Below are 24,829 nucleotides of genomic sequence, written 5' to 3'. Positions count from 1 at the left end.
GTGCGCGCGAGGATCACTGGGTGTTCGCGACCCCGGTAACCGGTCGCTTCCTCGAGTGGTCTCGTTTCCCTAACCGAACTGGTTCGGCCCACGAGAGTCCCTCTCGCCATTGCTGTTTTAATACAAACTATTGTCGGGTGAAAGATCGACAGAAAGAAGTGTTCGGGTCCCTACGAATCGGTGAAGAATAGCAGACCGGTAACACGTGTCACGGGATCAACGACGACCCGATACGGTCGCGGTGCGGCGGTTTCCAAATAGATAAGTGGCCCGGGATACCATCCACCGACATATAGACGGTCTTCAAAAGAGGTGAATACAATCTTCAGCGCACTACAATACCCGATGGAGGTGGTTCCGAGGACGCGTATCGACGTGTTCGAGGACATCTTCCTCGTGTTCCTCGGACTGGGTACGCTCGTCGGTATCGTGGTTGTCGCGTACACGCTGTACAACGCGTACAAGTACCGCGATACCGAGGACCGACCTGAAGACGAGGATCTCCCTTCAGTCGGGGAACTACCGACCGGTGGAAAGGGCGGAAAGAAACTGTTCCTGTCGTTCGGCCTGAGTGCCATCATCGTCATCTCGTTGGTCGTCTGGACGTACGGGATGTTGCTGTACGTCGAGGACCCAGGCTTCGACAACCCTGACGACGATGCGATCGAAATCGACGTCGAAGGGTGGGCGTTCGACTGGGGATACGAGTACGATAACGGCCTCGAGCAGACGTCGTTCGACGACGACGGGCTGGTGATCCCCGCCGACACGCCGATCTTAATTGAGGTGACCGCAAACGACGTCTGGCACACCTTCGGCATATCGGACCTCCGGGTGAAGGCTGACGCCATCCCCGGCGAGTACGACGAGACCTGGTTCGTCGCCGAAGAGCCCGGCAACTACACTGCCGAGTGTTTCGAACTCTGTGGGCCCGGACACTCCGATATGGACTCGCCGGTGACCGTCATGGAACCCGACGCCTACGAGGAGTGGGTCGACGAGCAACTCACCATGACGATCACTCTCGAGGACGAGGACGAACAGCGGGTGACTGACGGCTTCGAACTGTCGCTCGAACACCAGAACGACGCGGAGTTCGAGGACGACCTCAGCTTCACCTTCGCCGACGACGAGTTCGAGAACGGTTCGATCACGATCGACGATATCGAACAGGGCGGTCCGTACGACGTGGAGATCACGTTCGAGGACGACCAGTTCGAGAACGTCGAGGACACGATCTCCTTCGACGGACCCGTCGACGAGACGTACACCCTCGAGACGCCCGGTGAGGACGAGGACGAAGACGAAGACGAAGGCGACGGCGACGAGGGTGACGAAGAAACCGACAATGAAACGGACGAAACGAACGACGGAGGTGACGACGAATGAGTGAGCTCCCACCGAGAACGTCCATCAAACGGTGGCTGGTGACGACCAACCACAAGGACGTGGGTATCCTCTATCTCGGGACGTCGATATTCTTCTTGCTGCTCGGTGGCGTCATGGCCCTGGCGTTCCGTGCCCACCTCTGGGTGCCGGGCGGAACGGGGCTACTGGCTGACGGCGAGTTCAACCAGGCGGTCACGGCACACGGCCTCCTGATGGTGTTTTGGTTCCTCTCGCCGATCGCAACCGGGTTCGCGAACTACTTCATCCCGCTCCAGATCGGTGCGGACGACCTCGCGTTCCCACGTTTGAACGCCCTCAGTTACTGGTTCTACCTGTTCTCGGGAATCCTGATCGGGCTCTCCTTCTTCCAGGGTGGAACCTACGCCGGCGGCTGGACGATGTACGCGCCGCTGAACGTGCCGACGTACACTCCGGCGATGGAAATGACGACAGGCGGAAACGCGACGATCCTCGCGCTCGGCCTGCTCGTCATCTCGATTACGGTCGGGACGGTGAACTTCCTCGTTACCATTCACCGGTCGCGTGCCGAAGGCCTCGGCCTCTGGAACATGCCGATGTTCACCTGGTCGTGGCTGCTGACCGTCTGGATGATGCTGTTCGCGTTCGCGGCACTGCTGGCCGCAGCGCTGCTGTTGCTGTCCGACCGGCTGTTCCTGACCCAGTACTTCGCGACCGATCAGGGGTCGGGGCTGCTGTGGGCGCACCTCTTCTGGTTCTTCGGCCATCCGGAGGTGTACATCGTCTTCTTCCCCGCGCTGGGGATCATGTTCGAGGTGTTCCAGACGTTTACCGGCCGGCGGCTGGTCGGCCGCAAGTGGGTCATCATCGCGATGGTCCTCGTGGCGCTGCAGTCGTTCCTCGTCTGGATGCACCACATGTTCCTGACGACCATCAACTTAGAGATCAAGACGCTGATGATGGCGACGACCATCGGGATTTCGTTACCGTTCGACCTGATGGTCTTTGCGTTGATCTACACGATGGTCAAAGGACGGGTCCGGTTTACCACGCCGTTCCTGTTCGCGCTCGGAGCACTCGTGTTGTTCATCCTCGGCGGTATCACCGGGGTCTTCCTCGGGGCCGTCGTGCTCGACTACGAGTTCCGTGGCACCTACTGGGTCGTCGCGCACTTCCACTACGTGATGGTCTCGGGAGTCACCGCGTTGATCGGAGGTCTCTACTACTGGTGGCCGAAGATCACCGGGAAGATGTACTCCGAGACGCTGGGGAAGCTCAACTTCGCCGTCTACTTCATCGGCTTCAACCTGCTTTACTTCCCACAGTTCCTCGCCTGGGAGACGCCGCGACGCGTCTTCCACTACGCAGGGGATGCCCAGTTCTACCACCAGCTCTCGACGGTCGGGGCCTTCGTCTTCGGAGCCTCGTTCCTGATCATGTTCTACACGTTCGCCAAGAGCTGGGTGTCCGGCCCCGACGCGCCGGACAACCCGTGGGAGTACTCCCGTACGGCGGAGTGGGCGGTCCCCTCGCCGCCGCCGCTCGAGAACTGGGGCGGCCGGCCGAGCTACGCCAGTGGCCGACTCGAGTTCGTCGACGATTCCGCAGCTGCGACCGACGGCGGCGTCGCCCACGGTGAGGGCAAGGCCGCCGAGGCGACCGTCGCCCACGAGGAAGAACACGCCGACCACGCCAGCATCTGGCCGTTCGGCATCGGCGTCGGTACCTTCGTGTTCTTCCTCGGGCTGACGGGGCTGACACCGTACGTCGTCGAGTTCGCCGAGGAGCGCGGTCACTCTGTCGTCGGCACGTCCGCGGACCCCAACATCATCTATCCGATCCTCACTGTGCTCGGACTGGTGATTCTGGGCTACACGCTGTTCAAGTTCGGCGTCGAGGAGTTCAACGTGCCCGAACCCGCGGTCGCCGAACGGTGGCCGTTCGACGGGGTCGGCAACACGAAACTCGGGGTCTGGGTGTTCCTGGCCTCCGACGTGATGGTCTTCGGGGCCATCATCGGCGGCTACATCTTCCTCCGGCTCCACATGGGCTGGGGCGCGTGGTCGCTCGATACGATCCAGTGGGCCGGACTGTTGAACACCTACGTCCTGCTGACCTCGAGTTTCACGGTCATCATGGCGCTCGTCTACGCCGAACGCAAGAACAAGAAGGGACTGCTCGCGGCTATGGGCGCAACGCTGCTGCTCGCGCTCACGTTCATGGGTGTCAAGGCCTACGAGTACGGCTCCAAGTTCGCTGAGGGCACGTACTGGTGGTCCAGCATGGAGTACTCGGTCTACTTCGTTACGACCGGGATGCACGCCCTGCACGTGATCATCGGCGTGTTGATTGCCATGTTCATGATCTACCGGATCGTGAGCATCGACGCCTATCTCGAGGACCACCGGCCAGTGGAGTTCTTCGGCCTCTACTGGCACTTCGTCGACATCGTGTGGGTCTTCCTGTTCCCGCTGTTCTACCTGATGTAGGACGGGGGGCGGTTCCACGCGGTGATTCGTTCCGTTCCGTTCCGTTTCGTTTCTTCTCTCCGCACGTTCGTGGCGACGGTTGATTCAGGATGCTGTAGCCCCGTCGGTCGTATTTCCCTGGAACCGACAGTACACAGAACGCATCGACAGCCACCGACGCGGGCTTCGTGCACGCTGTGTCGGCTTCCACTCGCCTGCGACTGGTCGCGGGGGTGTGCGGCGTGGACCGGGAGAGTGGCGTCGGATCGGTACGGACCGACTCGAGTGTCCTGCGTTGACGCTTCTCTCCGTTCATATGAGGAAGGTATAAGTGGTCGACGCCCGCAATGGCTACCAATGGCTGACGCTCGAACGTACGTCCTGATCTACGTCGTACTGCTGGTGTTGGGTACGGGCAAGTTCGTGTTCTTCACGTTCGACGACATCTTTACCTACTCGATGGCGATGGGTGGAACGATTATTCTGGCAGTTGCCAAGTCACTGCTGATCGCCGGATACTACCAGCACCTCATCGAAGAACCGCGTGCAGTCACCTACATGATGAGCATTGCCGTTTTCATGGTCTTCCTGCTGACCGTGGCGGCAGGATACTCTATCCAGTAGCCCGGTCGAGCCGCGACTTTCAGGGCGTTCTCGACGTTACCCCTTCTTGCCTCTGTCGGACGGTCGTCGATGGCTCGGTTTTGCCGGCAGGCATCCGCTGAGGGCCTAACGGGGAAAGGTCACACACTGTTCACTTCGAGAGTCCCCAGTCGCCACTGTGGCTCGCTGGATAGCTAATCTGACGACAGCCTGCGAGCAGTGTGTGACCGGTTGCGGTCGTTCCGTCTCGCACAGTCGGGTCTCTGGAGCTGCTTCGAACGGGAGGTCACGATTACGCGTCGCCTCGAGCTGCTGAACGCAGTAGCGGCCGGTACAGATCGGAAAGGCGACGCTCGTGGCGAAAGCCGCGATCGAAAAGACGATCTCCGACAGGTACCGCGTTACTCTTCTGCGCCTTCGAGCTCTTCGACGATTTCGTCGGCGTCGACGTCGGCGTCCTCGAGGGCGTCCTCGATGTCACCGCCACCTGCACCGCCCATGCCGCCCATCATGCCGGGCATGCCCATGCCGCCCATGCCGTCGATGGTTTCCTGGACGATGATGCGATCGACACCGATCTGGTCGATGATCTGCTGACCGATCTGCTGTTTGCCCATCATCCACTGCTGGTTCATCGTCATCTGGGGCGTGGCCTCCAGATAGAGCGTCTCCTTCTCGACGACTTCGGTCTCGAACTCGGGCTCGGCGTCCTCGTCGTCCTCGTCCGGTTCGACGGGGACCTCTTCCTCGACTTCGTCCGTTTCGATCCAGAGCTCGGGTTCCATACCGAGCATCATCTCGAACAGGCCGGCAGCCTGTTCCGTGCGGTCGTCGACGACGTCGAGAACCTCGTACTCGTACTCGACGTCCTCGCCGGCCAGCGGGTGGTTGAAGTCTACGCGGGCGCGGCCGCCGATGATCGTGCTGATGTAGCCCTGTCGGCCGTCGACCTGGACGTTCGCGCCGGGGTAGCGGTCGTCCTCGTCGATCTTTTCGGCGCTGACCGTCTCGACGTTGTCCGGGTCGTACTCGCCGAATGCGTCTTCGGCGGGGACGGTCACGGTGCCTTCGTCGCCGGTCTCGGAGCCGATGACGGCTTCCTCGACGGCTTCGAAGATGTGGCCCTCGCCGAGTACGATCGTTCGGGGCTTGAACTCCTGGCCCTGATCGTCGACGCCTTCTTCTTCGGCGACGTCGGGGTCGGTCGTGTCGACCAGCTGTTCTTCCTCGACGGTGTAGGCGGTGTAGTCGAGTTCGACGAAATCGCCTTCCTGCAGTCCTGCAGCGTCTTCGTCGGTTTCTTCGGCTACTTCTTCGTCGACGTCATCGGCCTGCTCGTCTGGCTCGGCCTCTTGTTCCTCGGTCATATCTTGTACGTCCGCCCGTCTACATTTAAGTACGACGTTTTTCCGCGAGAGCGACCGATACTTACGACCGCTGGCCGTCTGACGGAGTATGTACGAGGTCGAAGTCAAAGTGCCTGCAGATCTCGAGTGCGTCCGTAAGCGACTCGAGAGTCTCGAGGCCGAGACGCGACCGCTGGGGCGTGTCGTGCAGGCCGACACGTACTACGACGCACCCCACCGCTCGTTTCCGGAGACTGACGAGGCACTGCGGATCAGGTCGGAGCGATCGGCATCGGAAGAGGCGAAAGGGCCAGCGGAAGCGCACGCGAACGACACGGGAGAGTCGGCCCACGGTACGGCCGACGACACAGCAAGCGAGGAGACCCGTATCACGTACAAAGGGCCGCTCCTCGACGACGAATCCAAGACCCGCGAGGAACTCGAGACGATCGTCGCCGATGAGACGACGATGGACGCCGTCCTGACGAATCTCGGCTTCGAAGCGGCCGCGACGGTTCGAAAGTCCAGGGATCGATACGCAGTCGCCGTGACCGACGGACGTAGCGACGAGAGCCGCGAGGTACTCGAGGCGGCGAACGTCGACGAACTGATCGTCACACTCGACGAGGTCGACGGGGTCGGCGAGTACGTCGAAGTCGAGACGGAAGTCGACGACGACGGCCACCTCGAACCCGCCCGCGATGCGGCCTACGACCTCCTCGAGCGCCTCGGGCTCGATCCGGCGGACGGAGTCCGGACGTCGTATCTCGGTCTGTTGCTCGCCGAGGGACGAGCAGAGGACTGATACGGTTTACTGTCGTCAATTACCGTCGATCGCCAGAACAGGGTCGGCGATCGGCGATAAATGTAGTACCAACTGCAACGATTTGGTCGTGTCCCAAACTCGTCTAGAGTCGTAACTGACTCCTGTGGAAACAGGGTCACCTCTGGTACCTACCCCGAAGTGACCCATGCACGCCACAATCGACGCGCAATTCACAGTTAGTCTCGACCCAGACAAAANCCGCTTGCCACGCTCGCTGAATCTCTTACCGAGATTCAGCTCGAGGCGACGATCCTCGAGGAGATCGTCAGCAGCCTCGACGAGGCGCTCGTCGAGGCGTATTGCGGGGAGAAACACGCGCGCGGAAACGGCGACCGCCGTTTCCAGCGCGCTGGCACCACGACACGAACAGCCGTGACAACTGCTGGAGAACACGAATTCACGCTCCACCACGTCAAAGATACCGCTGCTACTGAGGACGATCCAACCTACTTCCGGCCACTCGAGGATCTCGTCGAATTCGACGGACAGCGCATCTATCAAGAGGATGTTTCGCTCCAGAGTACCGACCTCGCTACGTCGCTCAGCTTTCGTGATGCCGTCGCCCACGGCGACGGCTTNGGATGTTTCGCTCCAGAGTACCGACCTCGCTACGTCGCTCAGCTTTCGTGATGCCGTCGCCCACGGCGACGGCTTCACTCCGATGCCTTCGAAAACGACGATCAGCCGTCGAGTCCGCGAGTACGGCAGCAAACTCGGTGACTTCGTTCGTGATCGGCTTCCTGGGACGAACGCAGACACTGTCATTCCTGACGGAACGAAGTGTCATAGCCAGGACGATCACTGCACGTACCACGACGTCAACGTCACCCTCGGACAGACCACCGAGAAAGACTCGGAAACGACGCTTTTAGACGTCAATCTCAACGACTCTTGGGATGAGACAGCAGCGACTCTCGAGGAAACCGAGGCGATCACTGACGACGCGACGGTCGTCAGTGACGCCGAGAACGCGCTCGCCGATGCGTTCGAGAATGGTGACCGTTCTCACCAGCTCGATCTCGTTCACGTCGGTCGAACGCTCGGGTACAAGCTCTGGAAAGACGATGCGTTTCCGCTCTCCGAGCGGAAAGCGATCGTCTCTGGTGTTACGGATGATCTGTTCCATCTGAAGAACTCTGTCGCACTCCATGCACCGAGGAATGAGCGTTTGGCGATCCGCGAGCGGATCGACCAAACGCTCGAGAACCTTCGGAAAGAAGCCTGGAGGTTAGAGCGCCAAGACTCCCCGAAAGCAGCGGCGTACCTCCGGGAATGGGCGGAAGCAACCGTGACGTTCGCGGAACTCGCGCTTGACCAACAGCAGGTTCCGTGGACATCGAACGTGGTCGAACGAGCTATGGGTGAAGTTTCGAAACGGTGTAAGAATCAATGGATGCAGTGGTCAGAAGCGGGGCTAGAGTCGCTTCTCTGGTTGAATCTGGTGCAGTACGCCGATCCCGAGCAGTTCGCGGCGTTCGCCGACGAACNCTGCTCGAGCGCTCAGCCAAAACAGCCATCACAATGGAGGTGTCAACTGTAGCTACCAGAGGCGAACTCTAGACGACTTTGGGACGGGACCAACGATTTGCACACTGATCGACGATCCGTCTGGGGATCAGGTGCGCACTGACTCGCAGTGGCTACTACAGTTACAGCAATCCGTCTGACGCCTGACCGATCGGAAGCGGGTGGAGACGATCCGACACGCTCGAGATAACTACCAGGCATCAGCCTCGTCGAATCCCTTTCCGCAAGTTATAGAACGACGCTCTTCGAAGGCCCGGCAATGAGCGAGCGGAACATTCGGGTCGAGCCGATCGACCGACAGGCAGTCGAAGACCAGGAGGTCGAAATCGTCGAGCGCAAGGGGATCGGTCATCCCGACTCTATCTGTGACGGCGTCGCCGAGAACGTCGCCAGCGCGCTGGCCCAGGAGTATCTGGATCGCGTCGGCAAAGTACTGCACTTCAACACGGACGAGACGCAACTCGTCGCTGGCGAGGCCGCACCCGCCTTCGGCGGTGGCGAAGTCGTCGACCCGATCTATCTGCTGATCGTCGGCCGGGCGACCAAACGCTACGAGGGACAGACGATTCCGACCGAGCGGATCGCGCTGACGGCCGCCCGCGAGTACCTAGAGGAGACCATCCCCCAACTCGAGTACGGCGAAGACATCGTCGTCGACGTCAAGTTGGGCGAAGGAAGCGGCGATCTGCAGGAAGTCTTCAGCGAGGACGAGGTCTCCGTTCCGATGGCCAACGACACGAGCTTCGGCGTCGGACACGCGCCCTTGACAGAGACCGAACAGATAGTCTCCGAGGCCGAACGCCGCCTGAACGGGGAGTTCGCGGAAGAGAACCCCTATCTCGGTCCCGACGTGAAGATCATGGGGAAACGAGAGGGAGATCACATCGACGTCACCGTCGCGGCGGCGATGATCGACGAGTACGTTCCGGACATGGAGGCCTACGTCGACGCCGTCGACTCGGTCCGCGAGTTCGTCGCGGATGTCGCGGCCGAACACACCGACCGCGAGGTGACCGTCCACGTCAACACCGCGGACGATTACGACGAGGGGTCGATCTACCTGACGGTGACGGGCACGTCAGCCGAGCAGGGCGACGACGGCTCCGTCGGCCGCGGTAACCGCGCGAACGGCCTCATCACCCCCAACCGATCGATGTCGATGGAAGCGACGAGCGGGAAGAACCCGGTCAATCACATCGGCAAGATCTACAACCTTCTCTCGACCGAGATCGCCGAATCCGTCGTCGCGGAAGTCGACGGCATTCGCGACCTGCGTGTTCGACTACTCTCCCAGATCGGCCGGCCGATCGACCAGCCACACGTCGCCGACGTCCACGTCGTCACGGAAGACGGCGTAACGATCGAAGATGTCGAAGCCGACGTCGAAGCGATCGTCGACCGCGAACTCGGTGATGTCACCGAGATCACCCGCCGCGTGATCGACGGCGAGTTGTCGACGTTCTGAGCGCGGTTTCGTCGACCTCGACGACCGCCGAAGCGTTTTTTGGGTCGCAACTGGGGCTCGACTCTCGAGTCCGATATCCTCGAGTCGACGTCCACGTCGGCCGGCATCGCCGACCGCTTCCGACAGAACGATTACCCGGGGTCGCATCTCTCGTACCTAGTTACGTTTCGAAACAAGACGGAGCGATCGTCAGTGAAGGTTCCCTCTCTCGAGTCCAACCGCGTCGTCCTCGCAGTCGTCGCCAGTACCTTCTTCGTCGGATTCGGCGGCGGCGTCATCTTTCCTATCCTGCCGAACCTCGGAGAGGTGCTCGGCATCTCAGCGTTCATGGTGGGGCTCATTCTGAGTGCAAACCGGTTCACGCGGCTGGTGGCGAACGCACCCGCGGGGGTGTTGGTCGACCGGATCGGGACCCGGAAGCCGTTCATCGCCGGGCTCGCGATCGAAGGCGTCGCGACTGCGATGTACGTCGTCGCGATGCTCGTCCCTCCGCCGGAGTTCTGGTTCATGGTCGCACGAATCCTGTGGGGGCTGGGCAGCGCCCTGGTGTTCGCGACGGCGTACACGATCACGGCCGACGTCAGTGAGGCCGATTCGCGAGGCACGAGCATGGGAATCGTCCGTGCGGGCATCACGTTCGGGTTCCCCGCGGGGCTCGTCCTCGGGGGCGTCGTCAGCGACGTCTGGAGCAACGAGGCCGCGTTCGTGCTGGCGGCTGCCTTCGCCGGACTCGCGAGTATCATCGCGTACCTCATCGTCCCCGAGACCCACGTGGAGGGGAAACAGGAGTCGGTCAAACCCTGGGACCTGGAGGTCTCGATCCCGGCAGTGACCGTCGGCCTCGTCAACTTCGGACTCTACTTCGCGTACATCGGGGTATTGTTCTCGACGCTCGTTCTCCTGCTCGATGTCCGAGCCATCTCCATCTTCGGGCTCGACGCGCAGGGCTCGTCGGGCATGCTGATGGCCGTGACGGTGTTGACCGGCGCTGTGTTCACGCTGGGTGGAGGCGTCCTCAGCGACTCCGTCGGCGCTCGAGTGCCGGTCCTGATCGGTTTTCTGCTGACCTCCTTCGTGGGGTTCGTGGTCCTGGCGCTGGGTCGCAGCTTCGAGGTGTTGGTGCTTGCCTGCATTCTCATCGGCGCGGGTCAGGGCGGCGTCGGTGGTCCGTTGACCGCGCTGCTGGCGGATCTCACGCCCGACGATCGCGTCGGTCGCGCGATGGGGACCAACAACGTTCTCGGCGACGTGGGTGGCGGTCTTGGCCCGCTCGTTTCCTTGCCGCTGGTCGAGACCGTCAGCTTCGAGTTCGTCTACGGGCTCAGCGCTGCTCTTCCGCTGTTGGCCGGGATCGTACTCCTCGGGGGAATCTACGCCCATACGGGCCGGATGAACCCGTCGATCGGCGAGTCGGTCGGATAGCGCCTCGAGAGCGGTCGTCGGTTCTCGCCACAGCCTCGTAACCCCCTTATAGCCGGAGTCGTCTATCCCTGCTCATGCGTCCCCCGGGAGCCGACACCGTCCTCGTCCGCCACGGCGATCTCAACACGAAGAGCAACACCGTCAAACGGTACATGGAGGGGCTCCTCGTCGAGAACCTCGAGGCGTTGCTCGCCGATCGGTCGATCCCCGGCGAGGTCGAGCGCCGCTGGAACCGTCCGCTGATTCACACCGACGAAGACGCCGTCGAAGCGGCGGTCGAAGCGGCGACGGACGCCTTCGGTGTCGTCTCGGCCAGTCCCGCGACAGTCGTTAGTACCGAGAAAGCGCGCATCGTCGAGGTGCTCGCCGAGACTGCTCGCGAGTGTTACGACGGTGGTACGTTCGCAGTCGACGCCCGGCGGGCCGACAAGACGCTCCCCTACGACAGTGAGGATCTCGCGCGGGACGGTGGATCGGCGATCTGGGATGTCGTCGAGGACGAGCGTGAGTTCGACCCCGAGGTCGACCTGGACGATCCGGACGTTACCTTCGGCGTCGAGGTCCGGGAAGACGTCGCCTTCGTCTACCTCGAGACGGTGCCCGGTCCGGGCGGCTTGCCCCTCGGTGCCCAGGAGAAGACGATCGCACTGGTAAGCGGCGGGATCGACTCGCCGGTGGCCGCCTACGAGATGATGAAACGCGGCAGCCCGATCGTTCCGGTGTACGTCGACCTCGGTGCTTACGGCGGGATCGACCACGAAGCGCGGGCCATGGAGACGGTTCGGACGCTCGCGGCGTACGCGCCGAACTTCGACGTGCCGGTCTATACGGTTCCTGCCGGCGAGACCGTCGAGTTGCTCGTCTCCGAGATGGAAGAGGGGCGGATGCTCTCGTTGCGGCGGTTCTTCTACCGAGTTGGCGAGGTACTCGCCGAGCGCGTCGACGCTCACGGGATCGTCACCGGGGAAGCAGTGGGGCAGAAATCGAGCCAGACGGTCCAGAACCTCGGCGTCACCAGCCGCGCGACCTCGCTGCCGATTCACCGCCCGCTGCTCTCCTGGGACAAACACGAGGTCGTCGACCGGGCCCGCGAGATCGAAACGTTCACCGACTCGACGATCGACGCCGGGTGTAACCGCGTCGTGCCCGACCGCACGGAGACGAACGCACGCCTCGAGCGACTGCTCGAGAACGAGCCCGACGACCTGTTCGAACGAGCGGAGACGGCGGCGAAGGAGGCGGAACTGGTCGAGCCCTGACCCTTCCGATACCGCGTTCAGCAATACCCCTGCCCGGGAGCTTATACTACCGGACGAACCACTGCATACACCGACTGTACTCGAGACGCCGTCGCGAAACGCGACAGGCATCGAGACGCGATCGGGTGTGTCTCGACTGTTGTCCAGTGGTCTCAGTAGTTTAGTACAGATACGACACCAGCGACGGCAACAGCTTCCGCTCCGCGCGCCGAAGGTGGTCCTCGACTGTCCGTCGCCCCACCTCGAGACCCGCCGCGAGTTCTTCGGTCGTCGTCTCCCGTGGCAACTCGTAGTAGCCGCGATCGACGGCAAGCGACAACACCTCGCGCTGGCGGGCCGTCAACTCCGGGACCACGTCTTCGAGCGTCAGCAACGGCGAGGAGTGGGAGGGGACCGCGATCTCGCGTTTGCTGTGGATGTCGATCTCGAACCCGTCCTCGAGCAGGTCGGCGTACAGTCCAGTCAGGCTGCTCGCCTCGAGTGCGAGGACGCGGCAGTGCTTTCGCCCGTCCTCGTACCGCAGCGGCGGCACGAGCAGGCAGTTGTGGGCAGCGAGGTAGCGATCGATGTGGGTTTCGTCGTACGCTTTGAAACACGAACTCGTGATGACGACGGCTTCGCCGCCGTCGTCGACGCGCTCCTCGACGCCGACGGTGTCGCTGATCCGCTCGAACAGTGGCCCAGTCTGCGAGCCGACGACGTACAGCAGGTCCGAGTGGTCGTTACACCAGAGTTCGACGCGACAGTCGGTCCCTGCCGTCGGCTCGGTGTAGACGCTCGAGTCGCCGACGACGAACGTGGCCTCGTACACGCGTCGTCGAGTCGCGCCCTACTTATAAATCCCTTTCCGTAAGGAACAGGACTGGTATTGGTCCGTCGTATGATAGTGAGAGACATGGGAAAGCCCGATTCGGCGACCGAGAACGGCGATCGATCGCGAGGGGAGCCAAGCGACCAGTGGGACGAGTACCGGGGTGCACCGACCGGTACCGACCTCGAGTGTGAGGGGTGGCGACAGGAGGCCGCTCTCCGGATGCTGAACAACAACCTCGATCCGGAGGTTGCCGAGGAGCCGGAGGAGCTGGTCGTCTACGGCGGGAGCGGACGCGCGGCCCGCTCGTGGGACGCCTACGACGCCATCCTCGAGGAGCTCCGGACGCTCGGTGACGAGGAGACGCTGCTCGTGCAGTCTGGCAAGCCCGTCGGCCGGTTCGAGACCCACGAACGTGCGCCCCGCGTGCTGATCGCGAACTCGAATCTCGTCGGCAACTGGGACGACTGGGACCACTTCCACGAACTCGAGGCCGAAGGGAAGATCATGTACGGCCAGATGACCGCGGGATCGTGGGCGTACATCGGTACTCAGGGGATCATCCAGGGCACGTTCGAGACACTCGCCGAGTTAGCACGCCAGCACTTCGACAGCGATCTGCGCGGGAAGATCGTCGCGACGGCCGGTCTGGGTGGCATGGGTGGCGCTCAACCGCTCGCGGTGACGATGAACGACGGAGTCTGCATCGCGGCCGAAGTAGACGAACAGCGGATCGACCGTCGCATCGAAACCGGCTACTGTCTGGAGAAAGTCGACGATATCGACGCGGCGATCGACCGCGCGAAAGCGGCCGCCGACGCCGGAGAGGCCTATAGCGTCGGCGTTCACGTCAACGCCGCCGAGCTCCACGAACGCTTCATAGAGCGCGGGTTCGTCCCGGACGTCGTCACCGATCAGACCAGCGCCCACGACGCGCTCGAGGGATACTACCCGGCGGGGTACACAGTCGAAGAAGCCGACGACCTCCGCGAGCGCGACCCCGAGACGTACCGGGAGGAGAGCCTCGAGACGATGGAGCGACACGTCGACGCCGTCCTCGAGTTACAGGACCGAGGTGCGATCGCCTTCGAGTACGGGAACAACATTCGCGGACAGGTCGAGCAACACCGTGACCGGGACGATGCCTTCGACTTTCCGGGGTTCGTCCCCGCGTACATCCGTCCACAGTTCTGTCGTGGGAAGGGCCCGTTCCGCTGGGTCGCGCTCTCGGGCGATCCCGCGGATATCCGTCGGACCGACGAGGCCGTCCTCGAGCTGTTCCCCGAGAAAGACCACCTCCGGCGCTGGATCGAACTCGCCCAGGACGAGATCCAGTTCCAGGGGCTCCCGAGCCGGGTCTGCTGGCTCGGCTACAACACCGAAGGCGAGGGCGACGAGGAACTGACCGAGCGTGCGCGCTTTGCCCTGCGGATCAACGACCTGGTCGCGGCGGGGGAGATTTCGGCCCCGATCGTCGTCACTCGAGACCACCTCGATGCGGGGTCGGTCGCGAGCCCGAACCGCGAGACAGAAGACATGCGCGACGGGACCGACGCGGTCGCCGACTGGCCGATCCTCAACGCTCTGCTGAACTGTGCGGCGGGCGCGGACATCGTCAGCGTCCACGACGGCGGCGGCGTCGGCATCGGCAACGCCCTCCACGCCAACAACCACGTCGTCCTCGACGGCACCGAGCTGGCGGCCGAAAAGGCCCGCCGAGTGTTCACCACCGACCCCGGAATGGGCGTGATCCGACACGCCGACGCCGGCTACGAGGAGGCAGTTTCAGAAGCCCGTGACTCGAACGTCCACGTACCGATGGAGGATATCGAGCGATGAACGAGGAGGAAACGACCGAGACGACCGAGACGGACGCCTTCGCCGTCACCCCCGAGTGGGAATCGGCCGGCGGCTGGGCATCGGTCGCGACAGTCGACGATCCGAACGACGAACTGTTCGGCCACGTCGTCGAACGGGTCGAAATCGACGACGTGAGTGATCTCGAGCCTGCCGCAGTCCTCGTCGGCGAGCCCTACGACGGCGCGGTGATCGGCCGGTCCGGCGCTCGTGAGGGGCCGACCGAGATCAGGCGCTCGCTGGCACGCGTCAAGACCCACCACTTCGACGGCGGCCCCGTCGGATCGGTGGTCGACCTGGGCGACGTCCGCACGCTCGTCGACTGGCTCGAGAGCGAGGACGATACCGGACGGCCCGTCGAGGACGTCCAGTCGCGTCTCGAGGAGACGACGGAACGCGTCTACGACCTCGACCTCGAGGTGCTTCCCGTCTTCCTCGGTGGAGACAACTCGCTTACGTACCCGAACGTTGCGCCGTTGCTCGACGCCGAAGTCGGCGTAATCAACCTCGACGCCCACCTCGACGTTCGTGAGCCAGTCGACGGCCCCTCCAGTGGCACGCCGTACCGTCAACTCCTCGAGAACGGCCTCGACCGCTACGCCTGTCTCGGTGCGCGACACTTCGAGACCTCGACGGCTTACCACGACTACGTCCGCGAGCGCCGGGGGGAAGTCGTCACCGCCGAAGAGGTCGGTGAGGACGCAGTCGCGGCTGCACGTCGAGCGCTCGAGGCGATGGACGACGTCGATCGGGTCTACGTCAGCGTCGACTGTGACGTTCTCGACGCGGCGGCCGCGCCGGGGGTAAGCGCGCCGACGCCCGGCGGGATCACGACCCGTGAACTGTTCCGGGTGTTGCGAGTGCTCGCGGGCGACGACCGGATCGCCGGGTTCGAGGTCGTCGAGTGTTCCCCGTCGCTCGACCGCGAGAACGCGACCGTCGACGCCGCCGCACGGGCGATAGCACACTTTCTCGCGGGCTACGTGGAGGGACGACGATGACCGGCACCGACGGCGTCGCGAGCGGAGAGGACCACAGCTGTGTCGTCTACGACGCCGGCGAACTCGTCGTCGGGCCGCCCGAGCACGCAGGGGACGCGGACACGGAGACGAGTACGGACCCGGACGGCGACCCCCTCGAGATCATCGAGGACGCCGCGTTCGCCGCGGTCGACGGTGCGGTCGTCGCCGTCGGACCGACCGAGGAGGTCACACGCGAGTACCCGCCCGAGAACGCCGACGAAGCGATCGACGCCGCGGGCAACGCCGTCGTTCCCGGGTTCGTCGATCCCCACACTCACGCCGTCTTCGCCGGTGACCGCTCCGACGAGCTCGAGGCCAAACTCCGGGGCAAGAGCTACCAGGACATCCTCGAGGAGGGCGGTGGCATCCTGCGGACCGTCAGGGCCACCCGCGAGGCCGACGACGAACGACTCCTCGAGAACCTGCTGTCTCACTTAGACGCTATGCTCGCGCGCGGAACGACGACCGTCGAGGTCAAGTCCGGCTACGGGCTCGACGTCGACACCGAGTTGCGGCTGCTCGAGGTCATCGACCGCGCGGACGATGCCCATCCGATCGACCTCGTGCCGACGTTTATGGGCGCACACGCGGTTCCGGACGACACCGGCACCGAAGAGTACGTCGATCACGTGACCGACGATCAGCTTCCCGCAGTCGCCTCACAGGGAATCGCCGAGTTCTGCGACGTCTTCTGCGAGGCGGGCGTCTTCGACGTCGAGCAGTCCCGCCGGGTACTCGAGGCCGGCCGCGACGTCGGGCTGACACCGAAGGTCCACGCCGAGGAGTTCACGCGGCTCGGCGGCGCGCAGTTGGCCGCAACCCTCGAGGCCGCGAGCGCCGATCACTTGCTGCACGCGACCGCCGAGGACGCTGCCGCGTTGCGTGAGGCCGGCGTCGTCCCCGTCCTCCTGCCGGGGACGGCGTTCGGGCTCGGCGAGGAGTACGCCGACGCCCGGACCTTCCTCGAGGCCGGCGCGCCCGTTGCGATCGCGACGGACTTCAACCCGAACTGCCACTCCCGGAGTATGGCCTTCGTCCAGACGCTGTCCTGTCTCGAGATGGAAATGACGCCCGCGGAGGCCCTGCGTGGCGCGACCAGCGCCGCGGCCCGCGCCCTCGATCTCGAGGACGGCACCGGGACTCTCCGAACCGGTGCGCCGGCCGACGCTCTCGTTCTCGAGGCACCGTCGTCCGCCCACGTCGCCTACCGGTTCGACACGCCGGCCGTCGACGCAGTGGTGAAAAGCGGGGAGGTGGTTCGGTCGTGATTGCCGCCGTGGAACTGCCGGCGACTGCCGAATCAGAACGTGATGATCTCGGCTCCATCGGCGACCAGCAACCGGATGCTGGGGTGTCCTTCGTAGTCGTCGATCCGGTCGACTTCGCTGTCGTCGACCGCGTCGTTGACCCCGTAGGCTCCGACACAGTAGACACAGACTTCGGCGAGATGCGAGACAGCGGCGTACAGCGCGTGGTAGTCGTGATCCTCGTCCTCGAGTTCACGGACCCACTTGGTGCCCGCACCGTCGAAGATGAGGGTGACATCGTCGCCTTCCTCGTCGAACTCCTTGGCGGTCTGCAAGGCGTTGACGACGCGTCCCAGGTCGGCTGGCGACTCGGTACCGGCGAGAACGACGATTGCAGCATCGGTCATGCAGCCGTCTCTCGTAAACGGACGGTAACCGACGTTGTCCGAGCGTGCGTGCCGGACACACGACCGATCGTCGGGACGGTCGACGACTCGGTCGAGACACGGTCTGAATCGTCGCAAGCGCGGTTGACACGATCGAGCTCGAAACTGACCGCCGCCTCGAGTTCTGGAGGTGCCGCCGCATGACCTCCGATATCGAACTCGACGGCGAGACGCTGACGCCCGAAGATGTCGTCGCCGTCGCCCGAGAGGACGCCCGTGCCGTCGTCCCCGAGTCGGCCCGGGAACGCGTTCGGGAGTCACGCCGGCGCGTCGAGGACGTGATGGACGGCGACGAAGCCGTCTACGGACTCAACACCGGCTTCGGCGAACTCGTCGACGAGCGGATTCCACCCGAGGACCTCGAGACACTCCAGCACAACCTGCTTCGCAGTCACGCCGCGGGTGCGGGTCGTGACCTCGAGCGCGAGGAGGTCCGTGCGATGATGGTCGCCCGGATCAACGCGCTCGCGAAAGGCTACTCCGGAATCCGCGAGGTTGTGATCGACCACCTCCTTGCGTGCTGTAACGAGGGCGTTCATCCCGTCGTCAGGTCCCGGGGGAGCCTCGGTGCGAGCGGCGATCTCGCACCGCTTGCCCACATGGCCCTGGTTCTGGTCGGCGAAGGCGAAGCGATCGTCGAGCGCGACGGCGGCGACCGCGAGCGTCTCCCCGGCGATCAAGCACTCGCCGAAATCGGTCTCGAGCCGCTCGCTCTCGCGCCGAAGGAGGGACTCGCGCTGATCAACGGCACGCAGTTGACGGTCGGCCTGGCCGCGCTCGCGGTCGTCGACGGCGACCGGCTCGTCCGTGCGGCCGACGCTGCGGGCGCACTGACGACCGAGACGAGCCTCGGGACGACCGCGACCTCGGACCCCGCGATCCACGACGTGCGACCGCACGACGGGCAACGGAAGAGTGCTTCCGCCGTTCGGCAGCTGACGGCCGGCAGCGAGGTCGTCGAAGCCCACCGCAACTGCGACCGCGTCCAGGACGCCTACTCGCTTCGGTGTCTCCCGCAGGTCCACGGAGCCGTTCGTGACGCCCTCGAGCACCTCCGTGAGGCCGTCGCGGTCGAGCTCAACAGTGCGACGGACAACCCGCTCGTGTTCGCGCCCGACGATGTCGTCGATCCGGAACGCGCGTCCGGCACCGATCGTGCATCCGTACTCTCGGGTGGTAACTTCCACGGCGCGCCGCTTGCCCTTCGTCTCGAGTACGTCCGGCTCGCACTGACCGACCTCGCCGCCATCGCCGAGCGACGAATCGACCGCCTCCTGAATCCGAACCTGCAGGAACCCCACCTCCCGCCCTTCCTCGCGGCTGACAGCGGCGTCGAGTCGGGATACATGATCGCCCAGTACACCGCCGCCGCGTTACTCAACGAAATCCGGTCGATCGGCCCAGCCTCGAGCGACAACACGCCCGTCAGCGGCGGCCAGGAAGATCACGTCAGCATGAGCGCGGGGTCGGCCCTGGGCGTGCGAACGGCCCTCGAGAACGCCACCTGGATTCTCGCAGCCGAACTCGTCTGTGCGACCGAAGTCGCGGCGTACGTCGACGACGCGTTCGACGGCGACGAGTCGCTCTCGCTTGGTACCGGGACGGCCGCCGTTCGGGACCTCGTCCGCGAAGTCGTCCCGCCGCTCGTCGAAACCGGCGACCGACCGGTCCATACCGATATCGAGACCGCCAGCGCGTTGGTCACCGACGGGCTCGTCGACGAGGTTCTCGAGAGCGTACTCGAGGAGTCGGACCGGAGCTGATACGAATTGCTGTAACTACGTGCTGCCGACCGCCCGAACGGGTCGGCGATCCGGGGTAATTGGCCACAGTAAACCGTACAGGGCCGATTCCGTGTCCGACCCAGTAAACGGCCGTCCGGCCTGTCCTCGGCTCGTGCTCGGATAAGGTTATACGCCTCGAGTCCGTAGCCGTCGCTGCCTTCAACCTCGGAGGCCATCGGGTGCGAGGAAACCCATTCGAACCCCACCACCTACCGTCCTCGCAGCCCGGAACCGCTTTCTGCACGGTCTGTCCCCACGTTCGCGTGTTCGTCACTCGTTACAAACATCGTTACAAACCGTCCAAAGGGTACTGACCGGCCGCCCCAATCGCTCGAATCCGGCGATATCAATCGGTGTCCGCGGGCGATTTACCGTGCTCCTCGAAGAATTCGCCGAGAACCGTCTTGAGCCCTTTCCGGAGATGTTGGTGCATCGTCGGTGGCGATACGTCCATCATCTCGGCGATCTCCTCGCCCGTGCTCTCGCGGGGCCAGTCGAAGAACCCTCCGTAGTAGGCGAGTCGGAGGGTCGTGAGCTGGCGTTCCGTGAGTTCGTCGAGAATGCGGTCGCGACGTTCCGCCGCGGTCCTGATCGGTCGATCCACGTCTCGACGGGCGACCAGTTCCGTGTTCTCGTAGACGACCGACAGCGCTTCCGCGATCTCCCTGACGTCTGCGTTCTGTGGGACCTCGATCAGACAAGTACCGATCCCATCGGTGACCGTGACGTCTTTGAGCGTCGCACCGTGGTTCGCGAGCGTTCGGACGCCCGACTCCGAGAGCCGCAACTCGAGCGTACACTGCTCCGACCCGTCGTGGATCACTCGACTCTCCTCGATCGACTCGTGGGCGTTCGCCGCTTCCAGTACCGTCTCCCCGCTGATTCCGTCGACGTTCACGAACTGGTAGGTCCGGCCGTCGGCTCCCGTTCCAGCCCACTCGAGCGAGCAGGTACAGTCGTACTTTTCCGAAAGATCGAACGACAGGGAGTCGCCGCCGTCGATGCGAAACTCGAGTTCGATGACGGAATCGGCAAACAACAGTTGGCGGTTTCGGACGGCCATGATCGCAAAGCCCATCGTCTCGCCGAGGAGTTCGAACCCGGCCTGTTCGCTCTCACTGAAGGCGTCTTCACGGCTCGCGAGCACGGAAAGCACTCCGTACGTGACGTCCTCGTGGACGATCGGAACGGCAATCGCAGCCCGAACCTCGTCCTCGCAAGCGGCGTCCTCGAGCGCCGGTGGGAGCGAGTTGTTCTCGAGGACGTGATTGACGGTCTCGACATCACCCGTCCGCGCGACCCGCTCGACCGGGCGCTCGTCCTCGATGTCGATCTCCCGAACGCGCTCGAGGTAGGTCTCCGCCTCGCCGGCATCCGTCCGATAGGCGAGATCGCCGTCGACGGACTGCTCGGCGATCCAGGCACCGGAGTAGAGGTCCGACGCGACCAGTTGTTCGCAGGCGGCTTCCTCGATGGCTTCGCGCGTCGACGCCTCGACGAGTGTTTCGATAACCCGACGCACCACTGCGTTGATCCGGTTCAGCGTCTCGAGTTCGGCCCGGCGGGACCGAAGTTCCTGTTCCCGTTCGGCCCGTTCGGTGATGTCTCGGGCGAGCCAGACGACGGCTCGCTCGCCGTCGATCCGGTCGTCGACCGGGACGACGCGAGCCTCGAACCTGCGGATGCCATCGACGGTTTGTGCATCGTACTCGATCGACTGGACTTCGCCCGTCTCGAGTGCGCGGTCGATACACGAGAGCAGGCGTTTCGCCTCGTCGTCCGGAAACGCGTCAGTGACGTGTTTCCCGGTCAGCTCTTCGGGCGACATCGTATACAGCGCGACGGAATCCCGGCTCATCTTCGTCTCGAGGTAGACCCCGTCTTCGTTGATGACGAACGCCTCGTCCGGGAGTTCGTCGGCGATGATGTGTTGATACTCGACGTTGGCCGACGACTCCGTCGATCGCGAGGACACGGACTCGAGAATGCGATCCGTCGGATCGCGAACGTCCTCGACCGGGACGTACTCGTCGGCGTCGACCCGCACCGCCGTCGCCGCCAGTTTCTCACTACCGGTCCAGGGCGCGACGACCGTCGGTACGTCCGCCTCGACGAGATCACCGCGGACCCGCTCGAGCAGCGCCTCGAGCGTTTCCGGCTGCGGACCTCGGAGTTCGACCACGATCCCGTCGGGTGCTCCCGGCTCGACGGTCGCGTCATCGGCAGCCCTCGAGATGTGCTTTGCGTCGTCGCAGGCCTCGGACGACGAGATGGTCGTATCGATTCGTATCTCGACTCCGTCGTCGCCCGACACCTGCTCGACCGGGATGACGGCGAGTTCGGCGACGCCCTGCAGCAGTTCACACAGCCGACTCTCTTCGTACGATACGGTCGTAACGACGGCGATCACGTCGCCTCGGGACTCCCTTTGTTCACACGTCATTCGCGACCTGCCTTCTGTCCGGTTCCCGTTCGTTTTTCGATCACGTCCCGCAACAAGAATGTGATGGTCTACCCCCTCCTCGGTCGATTCCGTGAGCGGCGTTTCTCCGTCTCCGATCGCTACGGCAGAAATCGAGCCGGACGGGAACGTGGTCCACCCGGCCCGTCCGGCCGACGTGGGACTCGAAGGTCTCGAAAACGTCGCTGCGGCTTCGAACGCGGCGTTACAGTTCGCCTTGGTCCTTGAGGTCCTCGACGACGTCGTCGACGAACGTCTCGACGTCGTCGTACGGGAAGTCCCCGCCGGAGGTCTTCGTGTTCAGTTCCATCGCAGTCATCGAGAAGTCACCGGACTCGAACGTCGTGCCGGGCCCGTTCGGCAGAGCCGGTACGAGGTCCATCGGACTCGAGATCGGGTAGTCGGCCTCTTCGAACGCGTCGATCATCTGCTCGCGGATTTCGGATTCGTCTGCCATTGCACCTCATAGTTGCGCACCATAAATAATAAATCTGTTTACTGGTCCCGGTGGCATGCTGATATTTTAGCTATCCGGATATACGTCGGACGATAGGTGGGGATCGGTGTCTCTCAAACACCAGTTTACGGCGATGGAGGGCGACGATTCGCGTTCGGAACGACAACGCGACACCGGCGGGGATACCCCGCAGCTTAATCGACGGCCTAGCCGAACGCCCGTCGTCGTTCGCGTTGGCCCCGAACGTGTCTCCAACTGAATATTTCTCCGTAACAGTAATGCATTAGTAGCGCGCAGAGTCCGGGTATGGCCAAGGATACCGTCAGGTACCCCGACGAGGTCGTCGAAGAGATCGACGCGCTCGTCGAAGACGGTATGTTCGAGAGCAAATCCGAGTTCTATCGGTTCTCCGCGGAGTACGTGCTCACGCTGATCAACCCCGACCACGAAGTCGAGACGTTCAATTTCGACGAGATCAAGTCCGAGATCGATATCACCGAGGAGGACCACGCCAAGGCCCTGGGTACCGACGGTGGGACGTTCTTCCTCGATGCCGTCATCACGGTCCGAAAACACGGGCTGCGCGGGGATTACGAGGCTGCCGAGCGGTACATCGACACCCACTACGACTCGACCGACCAGGAGTGTATCATCCTCGAGGAACTGCTGGGGACCTACCGCAACAGTTCCAGATAACCCAGAGCTCAGAAGGGGTCACCGAGAGCCTCGAGATCGACGTGTTCTTCGACGAGCGTGGCTGCGCGATCGTAGGGAGAGTCCGTGTCGTTCGGCCCTGCTCCGTTCGTTCGATCCGAGGACACCGTCGCGCCCGGCAGCTCGACTCCTGCCTCCCGTGCGACCGACTCGAGAAAGGCTCGGCGAACGGTTTCGTTGTCGAACAGCCCGTGGAGGTACGTGCCGAGCACCTGACCGCACGCTGCGCTCGCATCCCCGAGGGGCTGCGAAACGGTCTCGAGGGTTCGGGTACGGCCCGCGTGAATCTCGTAACCCGAGGCCGTTCCCGTTGCGCCGGCGAGCAACGGCGTCGCCGACCCGTCGACGGAGACCGTGGTACGCTCGAGGTGTTTGTCGGCTTCGAATCGGGTTTCGACCGGGAGCAGCCCCAGCCCCTCGACGGTGTCGGCCGTGCCGGTTCCCTCGAGTGTCGCGTTCGTGACCCGCTCGCCGAGTTGCTGGTAGCCACCGCAGATTCCGACGATCGGGCCGTCGAAACGCGACAGCGCCTCGGCGAAGCCCGCTTCGCGGAGCGCGAGCAGGTCGTCGACGGTGTTTTTGGTGCCCGGGAGGACGACGGCGTCCGGCCCGACGGCAGCGAGTGGGTCCCGAGGCTCGCTCGAGTCCGCTCGCATACTGTCCTCGCTTCCACGTTCGCGCTCGAGCGGGACGAAAACCACCGAGACGCCGGGCTCGGCGGCCAGTGCCTCGAGATCGGTCGCGTTCGAGATTCGGGGCAGCCGGGGGACCGCAATCCGGACGCGTTGCTCCGGCGGTACGCCGTCGTCGTCACCGAGAACGCCACGCTCGCCTTCGCCGGGAAGCGCGACGCTGTCCTCCTCGGGGAGCCCTGGGTCGTCGTAGGGGACGACCCCCAGTATCGGGACTCCAGTCCGGGACTCGATCTCCGCGATACCGGGCTCGAGCAGCGACGGATCGCCACGGAACTTGGTGACGATCGCGCCGGCGACTCGTTCGCGAACGTCCTCGGGGAGCAACTCGAGCGTACCGTAGAGGCTGGCGAACGCGCCGCCACGCTCGATGTCGACCAGCAGGAGGATCTCGGCGTTTGCGAACCGGGCGGTCTCGATGTTCGCCAGGTCGCGGTCGTGGAGGTTGATCTCGGCGATACTGCCGGCCCCTTCGGCGACGATCACGTCGTGGTCGGCGGCGAGCCGGCGGTACGACTCTGCGGCCGCGGCCCGCGCTCGCTCCCAGTGATCCTCGTAGTAGCTGCCGGCCGGAACGTGTTCCACTGCTCGACCCTGGATCACGAGTTGGCTCTCCCCGTCGCCGCGGGGTTTGAGCAACACCGGGTTACAGTCGGTCGTCGGCGTCGTCCGAGCCGCTCGAGCCTGGACGAACTGGGAGACGCCGATCTCGCCCCAGCGGCCGGAGTCGGGTTCGCTCGTCCCGTCTCTCCGCTCGTCGCTTGTGGTGTCGTCCCCCGTCGACGTAGAGCCTGTCGACACGGAGCCCGTCGACACAGAGCCCGTCGCGCGAGCGACCACTCGAGCGTTGTTACTCATGTTCTGGGCCTTGAACGGCGCGACCGAGACGCCGCGGTCGGCGAGTAATCGACAGACTCCGGCCGCGACCGTCGACTTGCCGACGTGACTCGCGGTGCCGGCGACCAGCAGGGTTCGGGTCATCCGCTCGTCCGCGAGTGCTACCGCGGCACCTATCGTCCTGTCGGTTCCGGCTGCATCGTCGCTGTCGGTCGCC

At 63.9% G+C, this 24,829-nt stretch carries 18 protein-coding genes and 1 pseudogene; 13 read left to right on the top strand and 6 right to left on the bottom strand.

Annotated elements, in window-relative coordinates; all coding sequences use genetic code 11:
- Window positions 1-345: 345 nt before the first annotated feature.
- The 3 genes from coxB to C446_RS09310 all read left to right on the top strand — a co-directional run bounded on the left by coxB (window position 346) and on the right by C446_RS09310 (window position 4,460).
- Window positions 346-1,389 (top strand): cytochrome c oxidase subunit II, encoded by a 1,044-nt coding sequence (coxB, locus tag C446_RS09320; RefSeq protein ID WP_006672837.1) that lies wholly within the window; start codon window positions 346-348, stop codon window positions 1,387-1,389.
- Entirely contained in the window at window positions 1,386-3,857 is a 2,472-nt protein-coding gene (locus tag C446_RS09315; protein ID WP_006672836.1) for a cbb3-type cytochrome c oxidase subunit I, read from the top strand. Before coxB ends, C446_RS09315 begins: the two co-directional genes overlap by 4 nt.
- 336 nt (window positions 3,858-4,193) lie before the next feature.
- The gene (locus C446_RS09310; protein WP_006672835.1) at window positions 4,194-4,460 is read left to right on the top strand and encodes a cytochrome C oxidase subunit IV family protein; all 267 of its coding nucleotides are present in this window, start codon (window positions 4,194-4,196) and stop codon (window positions 4,458-4,460) included.
- A 380-nt stretch (window positions 4,461-4,840) separates the two neighbouring features.
- On the opposite strand, the gene C446_RS09305 is transcribed toward C446_RS09310, so the two are convergent.
- Window positions 4,841-5,806 carry an FKBP-type peptidyl-prolyl cis-trans isomerase gene (locus tag C446_RS09305; protein WP_006672834.1) on the bottom strand — a complete coding sequence of 322 codons (966 nt, stop codon included), beginning with the start codon at window positions 5,804-5,806 and terminating at the stop codon, window positions 4,841-4,843.
- Between the two features lie 88 nt (window positions 5,807-5,894).
- Here C446_RS09305 and cyaB point away from each other — a divergent pair, with 88 nt between their 5' ends.
- From cyaB to C446_RS09280, 5 genes and pseudogenes are all read left to right on the top strand, one after another.
- Window positions 5,895-6,590: a class IV adenylate cyclase gene (cyaB, locus tag C446_RS09300; RefSeq protein WP_006672833.1), complete on the top strand. Its 696-nt coding sequence runs from the start codon at window positions 5,895-5,897 to the stop codon at window positions 6,588-6,590.
- A 166-nt stretch (window positions 6,591-6,756) separates the two neighbouring features.
- Window positions 6,757-8,171: pseudogene (locus C446_RS09295) on the top strand (ISH6 family transposase).
- A 226-nt stretch (window positions 8,172-8,397) separates the two neighbouring features.
- Window positions 8,398-9,603: a methionine adenosyltransferase gene (locus C446_RS09290; RefSeq protein ID WP_006672832.1), complete on the top strand. Its 1,206-nt coding sequence runs from the start codon at window positions 8,398-8,400 to the stop codon at window positions 9,601-9,603.
- A gap of 192 nt (window positions 9,604-9,795) precedes the next feature.
- The gene (locus C446_RS09285) at window positions 9,796-11,025 is read left to right on the top strand and encodes an MFS transporter (protein ID WP_049920132.1); all 1,230 of its coding nucleotides are present in this window, start codon (window positions 9,796-9,798) and stop codon (window positions 11,023-11,025) included.
- Between the two features lie 74 nt (window positions 11,026-11,099).
- Window positions 11,100-12,284 carry a tRNA sulfurtransferase gene (locus tag C446_RS09280; protein ID WP_006672830.1) on the top strand — a complete coding sequence of 395 codons (1,185 nt, stop codon included), beginning with the start codon at window positions 11,100-11,102 and terminating at the stop codon, window positions 12,282-12,284.
- A gap of 160 nt (window positions 12,285-12,444) precedes the next feature.
- Here C446_RS09280 and C446_RS09275 read toward each other — a convergent pair whose 3' ends face one another.
- Window positions 12,445-13,095 (bottom strand): helix-turn-helix domain-containing protein, encoded by a 651-nt coding sequence (locus C446_RS09275; protein ID WP_006672829.1) that lies wholly within the window; start codon window positions 13,093-13,095, stop codon window positions 12,445-12,447.
- Window positions 13,096-13,179: 84 nt separating this feature from the next.
- Here C446_RS09275 and hutU point away from each other — a divergent pair, with 84 nt between their 5' ends.
- Genes hutU through hutI form a run of 3 tightly spaced genes read left to right on the top strand, consistent with a single transcriptional unit; the run spans window position 13,180 to window position 17,242 of the window.
- Window positions 13,180-14,934 carry a urocanate hydratase gene (gene hutU / locus C446_RS09270; protein ID WP_006672828.1) on the top strand — a complete coding sequence of 585 codons (1,755 nt, stop codon included), beginning with the start codon at window positions 13,180-13,182 and terminating at the stop codon, window positions 14,932-14,934.
- Window positions 14,931-15,953: a formimidoylglutamase gene (gene hutG, locus C446_RS09265; protein ID WP_006672827.1), complete on the top strand. Its 1,023-nt coding sequence runs from the start codon at window positions 14,931-14,933 to the stop codon at window positions 15,951-15,953. Before hutU ends, hutG begins: the two co-directional genes overlap by 4 nt.
- On the top strand, window positions 15,950-17,242 hold the full coding sequence (gene hutI, locus C446_RS09260; RefSeq protein WP_006672826.1) for an imidazolonepropionase: 1,293 nt from the start codon (window positions 15,950-15,952) through the stop codon (window positions 17,240-17,242). The genes hutG and hutI overlap by 4 nt, the downstream gene beginning before the upstream one ends.
- Before the next feature lie 32 nt (window positions 17,243-17,274).
- Here the strand turns inward: hutI and C446_RS09255 are convergent, their stop codons facing one another.
- Window positions 17,275-17,628 carry a DsrE family protein gene (locus C446_RS09255; protein WP_049920131.1) on the bottom strand — a complete coding sequence of 118 codons (354 nt, stop codon included), beginning with the start codon at window positions 17,626-17,628 and terminating at the stop codon, window positions 17,275-17,277.
- A gap of 179 nt (window positions 17,629-17,807) precedes the next feature.
- On the opposite strand from C446_RS09255, the gene hutH reads away from it, so the two are divergent.
- On the top strand, window positions 17,808-19,430 hold the full coding sequence (gene hutH, locus C446_RS09250; protein WP_006672824.1) for a histidine ammonia-lyase: 1,623 nt from the start codon (window positions 17,808-17,810) through the stop codon (window positions 19,428-19,430).
- A 367-nt stretch (window positions 19,431-19,797) separates the two neighbouring features.
- On the opposite strand, the gene C446_RS09245 is transcribed toward hutH, so the two are convergent.
- Window positions 19,798-21,894, bottom strand: coding sequence for a bacterio-opsin activator domain-containing protein (locus C446_RS09245; protein ID WP_006672823.1), 2,097 nt, complete (start codon window positions 21,892-21,894; stop codon window positions 19,798-19,800).
- 223 nt (window positions 21,895-22,117) lie between these two features.
- Complete coding sequence (locus C446_RS09240) at window positions 22,118-22,369, bottom strand: MTH865 family protein (RefSeq protein WP_006672822.1); 252 nt, start codon at window positions 22,367-22,369, stop codon at window positions 22,118-22,120.
- 306 nt (window positions 22,370-22,675) lie between these two features.
- Here C446_RS09240 and C446_RS09235 point away from each other — a divergent pair, with 306 nt between their 5' ends.
- Window positions 22,676-23,065, top strand: coding sequence for a ribbon-helix-helix domain-containing protein (locus C446_RS09235; RefSeq protein WP_006672821.1), 390 nt, complete (start codon window positions 22,676-22,678; stop codon window positions 23,063-23,065).
- Window positions 23,066-23,073: 8 nt separating this feature from the next.
- On the opposite strand, the gene C446_RS09230 is transcribed toward C446_RS09235, so the two are convergent.
- Window positions 23,074-24,756: a cobyric acid synthase gene (locus C446_RS09230; RefSeq protein WP_006672820.1), complete on the bottom strand. Its 1,683-nt coding sequence runs from the start codon at window positions 24,754-24,756 to the stop codon at window positions 23,074-23,076.
- Between the last annotated feature and the right edge of the window lie 73 nt (window positions 24,757-24,829).

Source organism: Halobiforma nitratireducens JCM 10879 (genome assembly GCF_000337895.1).
GTDB classification, from domain to species: Archaea; Halobacteriota; Halobacteria; order Halobacteriales; family Natrialbaceae; genus Natronobacterium; species Natronobacterium nitratireducens.
Note: the sequence above shows the minus strand (reverse complement) of the source record. Positions and strands in the feature narration are given on the sequence as shown.

Coding starts and splice junctions, on each gene's coding strand:
- coxB (WP_006672837.1), top strand. CDS start 346: ATGGAGGTGGTTCCGAGGACGCGTATCGACGTGTTCGAGGACATCTTC.
- C446_RS09315 (WP_006672836.1), top strand. CDS start 1,386: ATGAGTGAGCTCCCACCGAGAACGTCCATCAAACGGTGGCTGGTGACG.
- C446_RS09310 (WP_006672835.1), top strand. CDS start 4,194: ATGGCTGACGCTCGAACGTACGTCCTGATCTACGTCGTACTGCTGGTG.
- C446_RS09305 (WP_006672834.1), bottom strand. CDS start 5,806: ATGACCGAGGAACAAGAGGCCGAGCCAGACGAGCAGGCCGATGACGTC.
- cyaB (WP_006672833.1), top strand. CDS start 5,895: ATGTACGAGGTCGAAGTCAAAGTGCCTGCAGATCTCGAGTGCGTCCGT.
- C446_RS09290 (WP_006672832.1), top strand. CDS start 8,398: ATGAGCGAGCGGAACATTCGGGTCGAGCCGATCGACCGACAGGCAGTC.
- C446_RS09280 (WP_006672830.1), top strand. CDS start 11,100: ATGCGTCCCCCGGGAGCCGACACCGTCCTCGTCCGCCACGGCGATCTC.
- hutU (WP_006672828.1), top strand. CDS start 13,180: ATGGGAAAGCCCGATTCGGCGACCGAGAACGGCGATCGATCGCGAGGG.
- hutG (WP_006672827.1), top strand. CDS start 14,931: ATGAACGAGGAGGAAACGACCGAGACGACCGAGACGGACGCCTTCGCC.
- hutI (WP_006672826.1), top strand. CDS start 15,950: ATGACCGGCACCGACGGCGTCGCGAGCGGAGAGGACCACAGCTGTGTC.
- C446_RS09255 (WP_049920131.1), bottom strand. CDS start 17,628: ATGACCGATGCTGCAATCGTCGTTCTCGCCGGTACCGAGTCGCCAGCC.
- hutH (WP_006672824.1), top strand. CDS start 17,808: ATGACCTCCGATATCGAACTCGACGGCGAGACGCTGACGCCCGAAGAT.
- C446_RS09245 (WP_006672823.1), bottom strand. CDS start 21,894: ATGACGTGTGAACAAAGGGAGTCCCGAGGCGACGTGATCGCCGTCGTT.
- C446_RS09240 (WP_006672822.1), bottom strand. CDS start 22,369: ATGGCAGACGAATCCGAAATCCGCGAGCAGATGATCGACGCGTTCGAA.
- C446_RS09235 (WP_006672821.1), top strand. CDS start 22,676: ATGGCCAAGGATACCGTCAGGTACCCCGACGAGGTCGTCGAAGAGATC.
- C446_RS09230 (WP_006672820.1), bottom strand. CDS start 24,756: ATGACCCGAACCCTGCTGGTCGCCGGCACCGCGAGTCACGTCGGCAAG.